This is a genomic window from Klenkia sp. PcliD-1-E (assembly GCF_024124375.1).
Lineage (GTDB): Bacteria > Actinomycetota > Actinomycetes > Mycobacteriales > Geodermatophilaceae > Klenkia.
In genome coordinates, this window is sequence record NZ_JAMXRZ010000115.1 from 1 (window position 1) to 12,907 (window position 12,907).

A 12,907-nucleotide genomic window follows, 5' to 3' on the forward strand; every position below is an offset into this window, starting at 1 on the left:
CGTTACGGCGGTCATGGCGAGAGGGAAACGCCCGGTCTCATTCCGAACCCGGAAGCTAAGCCTCTCAGCGCCGATGGTACTGCCCGGGGGACCGGGTGGGAGAGTAGGACACCGCCGGACACCATTCACCTAGGGGGCTACAGCACACGCTGTAGCCCCCTAGGCGCATTTCCGGCCCATTCACCGAACACGACGAGGTGCCCACCATGACTTCCCCGCGACGCGGCTCCGGCGGCTCCGACCGAGGCGGTCGGGGCCGGACTCCCGGCGGATCCGGGCGGCCCTTCCGGCCCGCCGGCGATCGTCGGGGTGGGGGAGCCCAGGGTCCGCGTGGTTCTGCGTCACGTGACGAACGATCGGGGGCGCGGCCCCCGCGCAGCGACGGTCGGGGCGGCTCCGCGGACGGCCCGGCGTGGCAGGACCGTCGTCCGGGCGGTGGCTCCCGGGACGGTGACAGTCCGGGGTGGCAGGACCGCCGTCCGTCGGCGGGCGGACGCGGCGGCCAGGGGACCGGTGGCCCTCGGGCTGGTCGCGACGACCGGCGAGGAGCCGGCTCGGCTCGCGGCGGCTTCGCAGGGCGCCCGGACCGTGGCGGCAGCCTGCCCAGTGGGCAGGACCGTGGTGCGGGCCGTCCCGCTGGTGGGGAGCGGCCGAGCTGGCAGGACCGTGGTGGCAGCCGCGCCGGTGGCGGTGACCGCCCCAGCTGGCAGGACCGGGGCGGCAGCCGCGCCGGTGGTGGTGACCGCCCCAGCTGGCAGGACGGCGGTGCGAACCGTCCCGGTGGCGGTGACCGCCCCAGCTGGCAGAACCGGCGTCCGGCCGGCAGCACCGGCTCGCAGGGCGGCACGCGGGGCGCAGCCGGAGGTGCAGGGCAGGGCGAGCGCGCCGGATGGCAGGACCGCCGTCCCCGCGGCCAGCGTCCGGAGGGGCCGCCGTCCACCGGCCAGCGGTCCGCACCTGGGGCGGCTGGGCCGCGGTCGGGTGGACGGCCTGCCTGGCAGGACCGGCGTCCCGCAGGTCCCGCGGGTGACGACCGGCCCGGTGCACGTGAGCGCGCCCGTCTCAGCGGTGAGTGGACCCCGCGGTACGGCGCCGGTGCCCGACCGCGCACGGATGGCCCGGCCGGTGCCCCTCGCGACCGCGGCAACCGGCCGTGGCAGGACCGCTCCCCGGCCGGTGGTGGTCGCCCCGACCGTGGCCGGCCGGAGCGAGCCGGTCGACCGGATCGCGCCGCGGACGAGCGGCCCGTGGGTCCGCCGATCCCGGAGTGGGCCGACCCGAAGCAGCTCGACGGGTCCGTGCGGCGCGCGCTGAAGGGGCTGGAGTCGCGCAACGCCGCGGTCGTGGGTCAGCACCTGGCCGCGGCTGGTGGGCTGGTCGACGAGGACCCCGCTGCGGCACTGCTGCACGCGCAGGCAGCCCGGGGACGTGCCTCGCGGATCGCCGTCGTGCGCGAGGCCGTCGGTGTCGCCGCCTACCACGCGGGTGACTTCGCCGAGGCCGCCCGCGAGCTGCGCGCCTACCGCCGGATGAGCGGCGACGAGTCCTACCGCGCCGTCCTCGCCGACTGCGAGCGGGCTCTCGGCCGCCCCGACGCCGCCCTCAAGCTGGTCACCGAGGCCCTTGCCGCCGGCGCCGACGAGGACGAGGTCGTCGAGCTCCGGCTGGTGGAGGCCGGTTCACGTCAGGACCTCGGTGAGCTGCCGGCGGCCGCACTCGTGCTCGAGGGTGCCCTCGGTGGTCGACCCGACCCCGCGGACCTGCGGACCGGCGACACCGGCCGGCTGCGCCTCGCCACGGCCTACGCCGACCTGCTGGAGACCCGTGGGGACGTGGCTCTCGCGCAGCAGTGGTTCGAGGCGATCATGGACGCCGACCCCGACGACGAGACCGGCGTGGCCGCCCGCTTCGACGACGTGGACGACGCACCGGACGACGACGCACCGGACGACGACGCGGACGCGGACGAGGTGGACGTCGCCGAGGACGACCCCGAAGTGCCCGTCGCCGACGCCGACGACCCGGACGCCGACCACCTCGCGGCCGCGCCCACGCAGGAGGGCGAGGCCGGCGGCGACGGCGCAGCAGGCGAGAACCTGTTCACCGACGGCCTCGCCGACGACGCCCACCTGGCCGAGTACGACCCGGACGAGCAGGACGTCGAGGAGGAGGTGGCCGAGCTGCTCGGGGAGATCCCGGTGCCCGGCTTCTCCGACCCGCAGACCGCCGACGTGGCCGTGCAGCCCCAGCGCGGCCCGCTCCCCGACCGGTCGGAGATGTTCGCCGCCCCGGGGGAGCGCGGCGAGGAGCACGAACCACCGACGACCTGAGCCCCGTCGTCCACAGCGACCGGGCCCGTCCACAGATCCTGGGCGGGCCTGGTGGCGCGGCGGCGCGGACCGGACGCTGCCCGCATGAGCCTGTCCGTCATCGACCGCAACGACGTCGCCCTCCGGGGGAGGCTGGCCGCCCCCGTCGAGCTGCGCGAGCTGCCCAGCGGCGACACCCTGCTGGTGTTCCGGCTGACCGTCCGCCGCCCGGCGCCCCGCCCCCGGGAACCCCGTCAGGACACGATCACCTGCGTCAGCTTCGCCCGGGGCCTGATCACCCGGTCGTCGGGCTGGGAGCCCGGTGACCTGCTGGAGGTGGAGGGGTCGCTCCGCCGCCGGTTCTGGCGCACGCCCACCGGCCACGCGGTCGCCCACGAGGTCGACTGCCGGCGGGCGCGCAAGTGCCGGGTGCCCGTACGGCGCCCCGAACCCGAGGTCGACGCCGGGTGACGGGCTCAGTGCGGCCGGAAGACCAACCCGGTGCGTGGCTTGGGCACGAACAGGGTGGACTTGCGCGGCATCCGCGCCCCGGCGCGGGCGACGGCGGCCACGTCGGCCGGGGAGGAGGACCGCAGCAGCAGGGCCACCCCGCCGGTCTCCCGGGCCAACCGGAACGCCTCGTCCAGGTCGTGGGCCACGAGGACCGAGGCCGGGTCGTCGGGCAGGCCCCACGACCCGGACAGCAGGCCGTGGTGGGCCAGCACGACGTCCAGGGAGCGCCAGGCCTCCGGCGCCTCACCGGGGATGCGGGCCCGGGCAGCTGCGCCCGGCGCGGACAGGCGCACCGTGCGCCGGCCGTCGGTGACCAGGAAGCAGGCACTACCGGGCTCGCGCACCCACGCCGCGGCGACCTGCTCGGCGGGTCCCTCCACCGGGGCGACGGCGAAGTCCCGTGCAGCCAGCCGGGCGGCGAGGTCGAGGTCCAGAGCGGGCACGACGCGGTGGATGGCCTGCACCCGCAGCCCACCCGGGCCCATCGGCGTCAGCAGGGCCAGCACCCGGCCCGGGCGGCCGGCGGCGTGCGCGCGGGCGGCCGCGAAGCGGTGGTGACCGTCGGCGATCACCGCACGGGTGCGGGCCAGCCCGTCCACGACCTGGGCCACCTCCGGCCCCGTCACGCGGCGCAGCTCGTGCCGCACCCCGTCGGCGTCCACGACCAGCAGGTCGGCCGGGCGGCGCAGCACCGCAGCGGTGGCGCTGGTGACCTCGACGTCGGCGTCGTGGGCCAGCACGATGGGCTCGAGGTCGGTGTGCGTCGCCGCCAGCAACAGGCGGCGGCCCTCGACCGCGGGAGCGAAGACGTCCTCGTGCGGCAGCACCGCCGCCGACCCCGGCGGCGGGAGCTCCACCGCGCCGAGCCAGCCGGTCGTCCCCGGTCCTGCCGGGTCCACCATCCGGTAGCACCACAGGGCGGGTGCGTCGTCCTCGGCCAGCACGCCCTGCGCCCGCCACGACGCGAGGGTGGTGGCGGCCAGCGCGGCCGACCGCCGGGCCCGGTCGGCGGTCGGCTCGCCGGGCCGGGGCTCCACGTCGGGCAGGATCAGCCGCACCACGTTGTGCGGGTCCGCGGCGGCGAGCCGCTCCCGGCCGGCTGCCGTCACGAGGTCGTAGGCGGGCGAGCTCACCCGCGACAGCTGTTCGGGCGAGCGTGCCGCGTAGGTCAGCGAGCGGAACGGGTGCACCTGCAGCCCGGGGTCGTCGGGGCTCAGCGGGGGCACCCGGCGATGGTAGGAGGCCGGGGACGGGCGGCGGTCGGGCCGCTGTGGTCGGATTCCCCGGTGACCTCCGAGCACCCCTCGCAGCCCCCGCTCGCCGTCGGTGCCGCGCAGCCACCGAACACCCGGTACGACGTCGCCCTCCTCGACCTCGACGGCGTCCTCTACGTCGGTCCCGACGCGGTCCCCGGTGCGGCGCCCGCGCTGGAGCGGGCGCGGGCGGCGGGCATGCGGTTGGGCTTCGTCACCAACAACGCCGCCCGCACGCCGCAGGAAGTGGCCGCGCACCTGATCGAGCTGGGCATCCCGGCAGAGGCCGGCGACGTCATCACCAGCTCGCAGGCCGCCGCCACCGTCGTCGCGCAGCGCTTCGGGGACGGGGCCGCCGTGCTGCCGGTGGGCGGGCCCGGGGTGGCGGCCGCCCTGCAGGAGGCCGGCCTGCGGGTCGTGGAGCACGCCGAGGACGACCCGGTCGCCGTCGTGCAGGGATACGGCCGCGACGTCGGCTGGACCCAGCTCGCCGAGGCCGTCGTCGCCGTGCGCGGGGGAGCCACCCACGTGGCCACCAACACCGACGCGACCATCCCCTCGCCCCGCGGGGTGCTGCCCGGCAACGGCGCCCTGGTCGGGGTGGTCAGCACGGTCACCGGGCAGCAGCCCCTGGTGACCGGCAAGCCCGACCCGGCCATGCACGCCGAGTGCGTGCGGCGCACGGGGGCGGAGAGCCCCCTGGTGGTCGGCGACCGGCTCGACACCGACATCGAGGGCGGCCGCCGGGCCGGCGCCCCGACGCTGCTGGTGCTGTCCGGCGTCACGACGCCGGCCGACCTGCTCGCGGCCGGCCCGGACGCCCGGCCCGACCTGCTGGCCCAGGACGTCGGCGGTCTCGACCGCCCCCACCCCGAGGTCACCCAGGCCGAGGGTGGCTGGCGGTGCGGTGCCTGGACGGCGACCGGCGGGTCGGACGGTCTGGAGCTGCGGCACGACGACGCGGCCGGCCAGGGTGCGGACGACGACGGGCTGGACGGCCTGCGGGCGCTGTGCGTCGCGCACTGGGCCGCCACCGTCGACCGGGGCGCCCGCGCGCAGGCCCGGGCGGCCGACGACGCCGCCCGGGAGGCGCTGGGCCGGTGGGGCCTGGCGGAGCGGTGACCGCCGGGGGCCGGCCGGCTCAGAGCAGGGCGCGCAGCCGCAGCATGTCGCGCAGACCGGCCTCGAGCCTGACCCGGCCCGACGCCCAGGCCGAGCCGAAACCCAGCTCGCCGGAGGTCAGCGCGAGCAGGTCGTCGCTGGCCGTGGTGATCCGGATGTCGGCCTTGGGCACCCCGGGCCCGTCGGGCACCGCGGCCATGCCCTGCGCGCTGCCGTTCACCAGCCGGCCCTGCACGACCTGGCCCAGGTCGGTGAGCCGGCAGGACACCGAGCGGTCCAGCCCGGCCAGTGCCGGGTTGGCCGCCAGGTCACCGACGAAGCCCTCCAGGGCGGTCATGCACTGCTCGAGCGTGGCCACGGTGGGCTGCCTCCGGGGGGCGTCGGGTGCGCGGTCGCGGGCACGCTACCGCGCCCCTGGACCGGCACCGGCGGGGTCCCGGTGGGGCCAGCGGGCCCGGCTGCGGCCGCGGCCCAGGCCGGTAACCTCGCGGATGCGCCCGGCGCTCGGCCGGCAGCGCGCGACGGCCGGAGGAGGTGTCCCCTGTGACCACCCCGGAGGCACCCCGCCCGGGGGCGTGGCTGCGGCCTGCCGCCCGGACGGCCTCGGCAGCCACCCCGGCCGCGGACGGGGGCCCGGACAACGCCCGGGAGGACGCCCGGGACGACCTCGCCGCCCGGCTGGCCCGGTTGCCGGTGGCCGAGCACGCCGACGTGCTGGCGGCCGAGCACGAGCGGCTGCACCGGTTGCTCGCCACCGTCGACCAGCTGTGACCCGCTGCCCACCCCCGGGGCGGTGCTGATGGCCCGCCGCGCCCGGCTGGACGCCGAGCTCGTCCGGCGCTCGCTGGCCCGCTCCCGGGAGCACGCCCAGTCCCTCATCGCCGAGGGCCGGGTGACCGTCGCCGGGCAGACCGCCACCAAGCCCGCCACCGCCGTCGAGGCCGGCACCCCGGTCGTCGTCAGGTCCGACCCCGGTGCGCCGTCGTGGGTGTCCCGCGGGGCGCACAAGCTCATCGGTGCCCTCGACGCCCTCGGCGTCGACCCGGCCGGCCGGCGGGTGCTGGACGCCGGCGCCTCCACCGGCGGCTTCACCGAGGTCTGCCTGGCCCGGGGGGCTCGCGAGGTGGTGGCCGTCGACGTCGGCTACGGCGAGCTCGCCTGGTCGCTGCGCACCGACGACCGGGTGGCCGTCCACGAACGGACCAACGTGCGCGCACTGGTGCCCGAGGACATCGGCGGCCCGGTCGACCTGGTGGTCGCCGACCTGTCCTTCATCTCCCTGCGGCTCGTGCTGCCCGCGCTGCTGGCCTGCACCGACCCGGCGGGCGAGCTGCTGCCGATGGTCAAACCGCAGTTCGAGGTCGGCCGGGAGCGGCTCGGCGCCGGCGGGGTGGTCCGCGACCTCGGGCACCGGGCCGACGCCGTGCTCGCCGTGGCCCGGGCCGCTGCCGACGCCGGGTGGGGCACCGCGGGCGTCGTGGCCAGCCCGCTGCCAGGTCCGGCGGGCAACGTCGAGTTCTTCCTCCACCTGCGCGCCGACGCCCCCGCGCCGGACCCCGCAGCCATCGACCGAGCAGTCCAGGAAGGCCCCCAGTGACCATCACCGAGCCAGCCGACAGCACCGCCTGCACCCCGGTCGACGGCGTCCGGCGCGTGCTGCTGGCCGTGCACACCGGCCGGGCCGACATCATCGAGCTGGCCCGGTCCTCGGCCCAGCGGCTGTCCCGCGCCGGCCTCGTCGTCCGGTTGCTCGAGGACGAGGCGGTCGACCTCGGCATCGAGGGTGCCGAGGTGGTGCCCTTCGGACCGGGCGCCGCCGAGGGCGCCGAGGTGGTCATCGTGATGGGCGGTGACGGCACGTTCCTGCGCGCGGCCGAGCTGGCCCGGGCGACCGACGCCGCCCTCACCGGGGTCAACCTCGGCAAGGTCGGGTTCCTGGCCGAGACCGAGCCCGAGACCGTCGAGGAGACCCTCACGGCCATCGAGCAGTGCCAGTACTCGGTCGAGGAGCGGCTCACCCTCGAGGTCGACGTGTTCGACGCCGCGGGGGAGCGGGTGGGGGGGACCTGGGCGCTCAACGAGGCATCGATCGAGAAGCTCGAGCGCTCCCGGGTGCTGGACGTCGTGCTGGCCATCGACGGGCGACCGCTGACCAGCTTCGGCTGCGACGGCGTGCTGGCCGCCACCCCCACCGGCTCCACGGCGTACGCCTTCTCCGCCGGCGGCCCGGTGGTGTGGCCCGACGTCGAGGCCATCCTGGTGGTGCCGACCAACGCGCACGCGCTGTTCGCCCGGCCGCTGGTCACCTCGCCGCAGTCGGTGCTCACCGTCGGCGTCCCGGCCGACGGCACCCGGGCACGGGTGTCGGCCGACGGCCGGCGGACCGTCGAGATCCCGGTCGGCGGCCGGGTCGACGTGCGCCGCTCGGACCGGCCGGTGCGCATCGCCCGGGTGCAGCCGCGCAGCTTCGGCGACCGGCTGGTCGCCAAGTTCGGGCTGCCCGTGCGCGGCTTCCGGGCCGCCCGCGGGCACGCCGGCCCCGGTCACGAACTGACCCGTGGCCGCAACGTGCTGCTGCGCGAGGACACCGCCGACCGGGAGCAGGCCGGGGGTGCCGATGGCCAGGCGTGAGGCCCGCACCCCGCCCGCGGCCCCGGCCGGCCGCCCGCCCCGCAACGGGGCGCTGACCGAGCTGCACATCCACGGTCTCGGCGCCATCGACGACGTGACCCTCGACCTCGACCCCGGGTTGACGGTCGTCACCGGCGAGACCGGCGCCGGCAAGACCATGGTGGTCACCGGTCTGAGCCTGCTGTTCGGCGGGCGCGCCGACCCGGGTCGCGTGCGGGCCGCCGGCCGCGCGGGCGTCGAGGGCCGGCTGGCGCTGCCCGCGGACTCCCCGGTCTGGGCCCGGGCCGCCGACGCCGGCGCCGAGCCGGACGAGGACGGAACCCTCATCCTCGCCCGCACGGTGAACGCCGAGGGCCGCTCCCGCGCGCACCTGGGTGGGCGCAGCGTGCCGGTCGGCGTCGTGTCCGAGCTGGCCGAGGACCTGCTGGCGCTGCACGGCCAGACCGACCAGCTCCGGCTGACCCGCCCCGCCGAGCAGCGCCGCGCCCTGGACCGCTACGCCGGAGCGGCCCAGCTCGAGCTCGTGGAGCGGCACCGCCAGGCCCACGCCCGCTGGCGGCAGCTGGCCGAGGACCTGGAACGTCGCCGCACCCAGACCCGTGAGCTCGCGCAGACCGCCGAGGTGCTGCGCCGCGGCCTGGAGGAGATCGCCGCGGTCGCGCCCGAGCCCGACGAGGACACCCAGCTCGACGCCCTGGCCGCCCGGCTCGGGGACGCCGACGCCCTGCGGGCCGCGGCCGACGAGGCGCGGCTGGCGCTCGTCGGGGACACCACCGGGGACCTGGGCGGCGCCGACGACCTGCCGCAGGACGCCGTCACCGCCCTGGGCGCCGGGCAGCGGGCACTGGCCGCGGCCGGGGACCCCCAGCTGCGCGCGCTGGCCGACCGGCTGGCCGACGTCGGCGCGGTGGTCGCCGACATCGGCGTCGAGCTGGCCGGCTACGTCGCCGACCTGGACGCCGACCCCGCGCGGCTGGCCGAGGTCATGGACCGCCGCGCGGCGATCACCACGCTGGTGCGCGGCTACGCCGACGCCGGCAGCGGGGTGGCCGGGGTGCTGGCCTGGGCCCTCGACGCCGAGGAGCGGCTGGGCCGCCTGGACGTCTCCGACGAGGCGCTGGAGCGGCTGCAGGCCGAGCGCGACGCCGCCCGCGAGGAGCTGCGGGCGCTGTCCGCACAGGTCACCGCCGGGCGGACGGCCGCCGCGGACGGGTTCGCCGCCGACGTCGGCCGGGAACTGGCCGGGCTGGCCATGGCCGCTGCCCGGGTGTCCTTCGCCGTGGAGACCGACCCCGAGCACCCCGGCCCCGAGGGTGCCGACGAGGTCGCGCTGCTGCTGGCCGCCCACCCCGGCGCCCCTGCCCGCCCGGTGCACAAGGGCGCCTCCGGCGGTGAGCTGTCCCGGGTGATGCTGGCCATCGAGGTGGTCTTCGCCGGGGCCGACCCGGTGCCGGTCATGGTGTTCGACGAGGTGGACGCCGGCGTCGGTGGTCAGGCCGCGGGGGAGATCGGCCGCCGGCTGGCGCGGTTGGCGCGCGAGCACCAGGTCGTCGTCGTCACCCACCTGGCCCAGGTCGCGGCCTTCGCCGACACGCACCTGGTCGTCGACAAGTCCGCCGACACCGCCGCCGGGGTCACCGCGACCGACATCCGGGCCGTGCGGGGGGAGGACCGGGTGCGGGAGCTGGCACGGATGCTGTCGGGCCTCACCGACAGCGACACCGGCCAGGCCCACGCCCGCGAGCTGTTGCAGATGGCCCGGAGCGGCTAGGTCCTGCGCTTGGCGTAGCTGGCCAGGCCGAACTGCAGCAGCGCCAGCCCGCGCTCGCCGGCGGCGCGCAGCTCGTCGGCCAGGTCCACCGCGGGGTCGCCGGCGGCCGGGGTGGGTGACAGCACCCGGTCGCGGGCCAGCTCCAGCAACGCCTGGTACAGCCCCAGCACCGCGTGCGCGGCCAGCCACGGCTCCAGCTCGCCGGCTGCCGCCCCGGTCTCCAGGGTGATCTGCTCGGCGAGGGCGTCGGTGAGCTGGCCGAGGATCTCCCGCTCCCGCACCTGCAGGGTGCGCGATCCCCGGATGACCCGGGCCATCTCCGCGACCGCCGGGGCCGCGGCCGGGTCCCCCAGCCGGCTGCACGCGGTGACGATGAACGTCCCGGCGGCCGCGGCGACCGACTCGCCGGCCGGACGGCGGCGCACCGCGTCCAGCAGCGCGGCCTGCATCGGCGGGTCGGCCTCGAAGACCAGGCCCTCCTTGACCGGGAAGTGGTTGAACACGGTCTTCTCCACCACGCCGGCACGCTGGGCGATCTCCAGCACGCTGACGTGGTCGAAGCCTCGCTCGGCGAACAGCGCCGCCGCGGCGTCGACGATGGCCTCCCGGGTCTGCTGGCGGCGCAGCTCCCGCAGGTTGACCCCCCGCTTGCGACGCCGCGGTGCCCGGGGCGCCGAGGCCGCGTTCTCCGGTGCGGCGGGCTCCGGAGCGGCGGGCTCGGGCCCGGGTTCGGCGGGACGGTCGGCCAGCGTCCGGCCGACCTCGTCGGCGGCGTCCGCGCGGGCCTGCTCGGCCACCACGTCCTCGGGCCGGTCCGGTGCGGTGACTGCACCGGGGACGCCGTCCGGGGTGGTCGTCGGGACAGCCGCCGCAGCTCGACCCGCCCGGGCCCCACCAGTCACCCGAGCCACGCTAGAGGGCGGTCGCGGGCCCTCCCGCCGGGGTGCCGGAGGCCGTCCCGGCGTGTCGCCGGACCGCGGTGTCGGCCACTCTGCGTGACCGGACGACTGCCTCTCACCGGTGGCCCGGAGCGCGTCGGGCCGGGACCCTGTCGGACCGTCGTGCGACGATCGCGGCCATGCGCATCGGTTCCCTGCGGCGCTCCCGCGTCGACGACACCGCCCCCGGGGTCAGCGGGACCGTCCGCCTGGACCGCCGCACCAAGAACCTGACCAAGCGGTTGCGGCCCGGCGACATCGCCGTCATCGACCACGTCGACCTCGACCGGGTCAGCGCGGACTCGCTGGTCGCCTGCAAGGTCGCCGCCGTGGTCAACGCGGCGGCCAGCACCTCGGGCCGCTACCCGAACCTCGGCCCCGGCATCCTCGCCGCGGCCGGCATCCCCCTGGTCGACGGCGTCGGCCGCGAGGTGTTCGCCGCCGTCGAGGAGGGCGCCCGGGCCCGGGTGGAGGGCGGCACCGTCTACGTCGGCGACACCGAGGTCGCGTCGGGCACCGAGCAGACCGAGGAGACCATCGCCGCCGCGATGGCCGAGGCCCGGGCCGGGTTGTCCACCCAGCTCGAGGCGTTCGCGGCCAACACGATGGAGTACATGAAGAAGGAGCGCGCGCTCCTGCTCGACGGCGTCGGCGTGCCCGACGTCCGCACCGACCTCGAGGGCCGGCACGTGCTGGTGGTCGTCCGCGGCTACGACTACAAGGAGGACCTGGCAGCGCTGCGGTCCTACGTCCGCGACTACCGCCCGGTGCTCATCGGCGTGGACGGCGGGGCCGACGCCCTCATCGAGGCCGGCTACCAGCCGGACATGATCATCGGCGACATGGACTCGGTGTCCGACGACGTGCTGCGCTGCGGCGCCGAGGTCGTCGTGCACGCCTACGCCGACGGCCGCGCCCCGGGCCTGCAGCGCGTGCTCGACCTCGGCGTCGACGCGATCACCTTCCCGGCGGCGGCCACCAGCGAGGACATCGCGATGCTGCTGGCCGACGAGAAGGGCGCCACCCTCATCGTCGCCGTCGGCACCCACGCCACCCTCGTCGAGTTCCTGGACAAGGGCCGCGGCGGCATGGCCTCCACGTTCCTCACCCGGCTGCGGCTGGGTGGCAAGCTGGTCGACGCCAAGGGCGTCAGCCGGCTCTACCGCAGCCGCATCTCGACCATCGCCCTCGTCCTCCTGGTGCTGGCGGCGCTCATCTCGATCGGCACCGCGCTGGCCGTCTCGACCGCGGGCCGCATCTACGTCGACCTGCTCGTCGACCAGTGGGACAGCCTCGTGTTCTGGTTGGAGAACCTCTTCTCGTGATCGACTTCCGCTACCACCTCGTCTCCCTGATCGCGGTGTTCCTGGCCATCGCGCTGGGCGTCGTCATCGGCACCACCGCGCTCAACGGCGGCCTGCTGGACAACCTGCAGAACCAGGTCAGCGGCCTGCAGGAGGACAAGCGGGGGCTCGAGGACACCAACCAGGGCCTGCAGGCCCAGCTCGACGCCACCGGCGGCTTCGCCGAGGAGGTCGGCCCCGCCCTGGTCGCGGGCACCCTGACCGGCCGCTCGGTCCTGCTGGTCATCGGCAACGAGGACGTCAGCGCCCCGGCCGTCGACGAGATCACCGCCCTGGTCGGGGACGCCGGCGCCACCGTCAGCGGCGTCCTCCGGCTCACCCCGGCCTACAGCGACCCGGCCAGCCAGGACAGCCTGCAGAGCTACGTCACCGGTCCCGGCGCGCTGCCCCCGGGGGTGACCCTGCCCGAGGAGTCCGGCGACACCGGGGTGCTCGTGGGCAGCCTGCTGGCCCAGGTGCTGATGGTCCAGCCCGCGACCGACGGCGGCGAGCGGGTCGTCCCCGAGACCACCGCGACGTCGCAGGTCCTGGCCGGGTTGTCCGCGCTGGGGGTCCTCAGCCAGGAGAGCTCCAGCGTCACCGCCGCTGACCACGCCGTCTTCCTGACCTCGGGGTCGCTGACCGGCGACGACGCCGCCCAGCGCAACGCCGTCCTGGTCGACCTGGTCACCGCGCTGGACGAGCAGGGGTCGGGCGCGGTCGTCTCCGGCGACGCCGGTGCGGCCGCCGACGGCGGGCTGGTCGCCACCATCAGGGCCGACCCCACGGCCTCGGCCGCGGTCTCCACCGTCGACAACGCCAACGCCCCCGAGGGCCGGATCAGCACCGTCCTGGCGCTGTCCGCCGAGGGCGAGGGCACCTCCGGCAAGTACGGCACCGGCCAGGACGCCCAGCTGGTGCCGCCCATCCCGACGGTGGCGGGGGCGGGGGGCTGATGGCCGGCCGGCTCGCGCTGGCCGCGGCCGGCGCCGCGCTCACCTCCGCCGGGCTCGCCGCCGCCCGGTCG

The 12,907-nt window shown here is 77.0% G+C and carries 12 protein-coding genes and 1 rRNA gene; 10 read left to right on the plus strand and 3 right to left on the minus strand.

Features of this window, described 5'->3' with window-relative positions:
* Nucleotides 1-3 precede the first annotated feature (3 nt).
* The 3 genes from rrf to NH342_RS18480 all read left to right on the plus strand — a co-directional run bounded on the left by rrf (nt 4) and on the right by NH342_RS18480 (nt 2,780).
* Nucleotides 4-120, plus strand: a 5S ribosomal RNA gene (gene rrf / locus NH342_RS18470).
* Nucleotides 121-1,247: 1,127 nt separating this feature from the next.
* Nucleotides 1,248-2,330 (plus strand): M48 family metallopeptidase, encoded by a 1,083-nt coding sequence (locus NH342_RS18475; RefSeq protein ID WP_253017027.1) that lies wholly within the window; start codon nt 1,248-1,250, stop codon nt 2,328-2,330.
* A gap of 84 nt (nt 2,331-2,414) precedes the next feature.
* On the plus strand, nt 2,415-2,780 hold the full coding sequence (locus tag NH342_RS18480; protein WP_253017029.1) for a single-stranded DNA-binding protein: 366 nt from the start codon (nt 2,415-2,417) through the stop codon (nt 2,778-2,780).
* Nucleotides 2,781-2,785: 5 nt separating this feature from the next.
* Here the strand turns inward: NH342_RS18480 and NH342_RS18485 are convergent, their stop codons facing one another.
* Entirely contained in the window at nt 2,786-4,048 is a 1,263-nt protein-coding gene (locus tag NH342_RS18485; protein WP_253017031.1) for a DUF1015 domain-containing protein, read from the minus strand.
* Nucleotides 4,049-4,108: 60 nt separating this feature from the next.
* Between NH342_RS18485 and NH342_RS18490 the strand changes: the two genes are divergently transcribed.
* Nucleotides 4,109-5,197: an HAD-IIA family hydrolase gene (locus NH342_RS18490; protein ID WP_253017033.1), complete on the plus strand. Its 1,089-nt coding sequence runs from the start codon at nt 4,109-4,111 to the stop codon at nt 5,195-5,197.
* Between the two features lie 19 nt (nt 5,198-5,216).
* Here NH342_RS18490 and NH342_RS18495 read toward each other — a convergent pair whose 3' ends face one another.
* The gene (locus NH342_RS18495) at nt 5,217-5,555 is read right to left on the minus strand and encodes a sterol-binding protein (RefSeq protein WP_253017035.1); all 339 of its coding nucleotides are present in this window, start codon (nt 5,553-5,555) and stop codon (nt 5,217-5,219) included.
* A gap of 185 nt (nt 5,556-5,740) precedes the next feature.
* Between NH342_RS18495 and NH342_RS18500 the strand changes: the two genes are divergently transcribed.
* Genes NH342_RS18500 through recN form a run of 4 tightly spaced genes read left to right on the plus strand, consistent with a single transcriptional unit; the run spans nt 5,741 to nt 9,599 of the window.
* On the plus strand, nt 5,741-5,968 hold the full coding sequence (locus NH342_RS18500) for a hypothetical protein (RefSeq protein WP_253017037.1): 228 nt from the start codon (nt 5,741-5,743) through the stop codon (nt 5,966-5,968).
* 28 nt (nt 5,969-5,996) lie between these two features.
* Entirely contained in the window at nt 5,997-6,794 is a 798-nt protein-coding gene (locus NH342_RS18505) for a TlyA family RNA methyltransferase (RefSeq protein WP_253017067.1), read from the plus strand.
* Nucleotides 6,791-7,828: an NAD kinase gene (locus NH342_RS18510; RefSeq protein WP_253017039.1), complete on the plus strand. Its 1,038-nt coding sequence runs from the start codon at nt 6,791-6,793 to the stop codon at nt 7,826-7,828. Before NH342_RS18505 ends, NH342_RS18510 begins: the two co-directional genes overlap by 4 nt.
* Nucleotides 7,815-9,599, plus strand: a complete 1,785-nt coding sequence (gene recN, locus NH342_RS18515) for a DNA repair protein RecN (protein ID WP_253017059.1) — start codon at nt 7,815-7,817, stop codon at nt 9,597-9,599. The genes NH342_RS18510 and recN overlap by 14 nt, the downstream gene beginning before the upstream one ends.
* Here recN and NH342_RS18520 read toward each other — a convergent pair.
* A complete protein-coding gene (locus NH342_RS18520; RefSeq protein WP_253017061.1) occupies nt 9,596-10,501 on the minus strand; it encodes a TetR/AcrR family transcriptional regulator in 906 nt (301 codons plus the stop codon). The genes recN and NH342_RS18520 overlap by 4 nt on opposite strands.
* Nucleotides 10,502-10,677: 176 nt before the next feature.
* On the opposite strand from NH342_RS18520, the gene steA reads away from it, so the two are divergent.
* Nucleotides 10,678-11,862, plus strand: coding sequence for a putative cytokinetic ring protein SteA (gene steA / locus NH342_RS18525; RefSeq protein WP_253017063.1), 1,185 nt, complete (start codon nt 10,678-10,680; stop codon nt 11,860-11,862).
* Nucleotides 11,859-12,836 (plus strand): copper transporter, encoded by a 978-nt coding sequence (locus NH342_RS18530; protein ID WP_253017065.1) that lies wholly within the window; start codon nt 11,859-11,861, stop codon nt 12,834-12,836. The genes steA and NH342_RS18530 overlap by 4 nt, the downstream gene beginning before the upstream one ends.
* Nucleotides 12,837-12,907 lie beyond the last annotated feature (71 nt).

Excerpts from the sequence above, each read along its gene's own strand:
- recN (WP_253017059.1), top strand. The coding sequence starts at position 7,815 with ATGGCCAGGCGTGAGGCCCGCACCCCGCCCGCGGCCCCGGCCGGCCGC.
- NH342_RS18505 (WP_253017067.1), top strand. The coding sequence starts at position 5,997 with ATGGCCCGCCGCGCCCGGCTGGACGCCGAGCTCGTCCGGCGCTCGCTG.
- steA (WP_253017063.1), top strand. The coding sequence starts at position 10,678 with ATGCGCATCGGTTCCCTGCGGCGCTCCCGCGTCGACGACACCGCCCCC.
- NH342_RS18480 (WP_253017029.1), top strand. The coding sequence starts at position 2,415 with ATGAGCCTGTCCGTCATCGACCGCAACGACGTCGCCCTCCGGGGGAGG.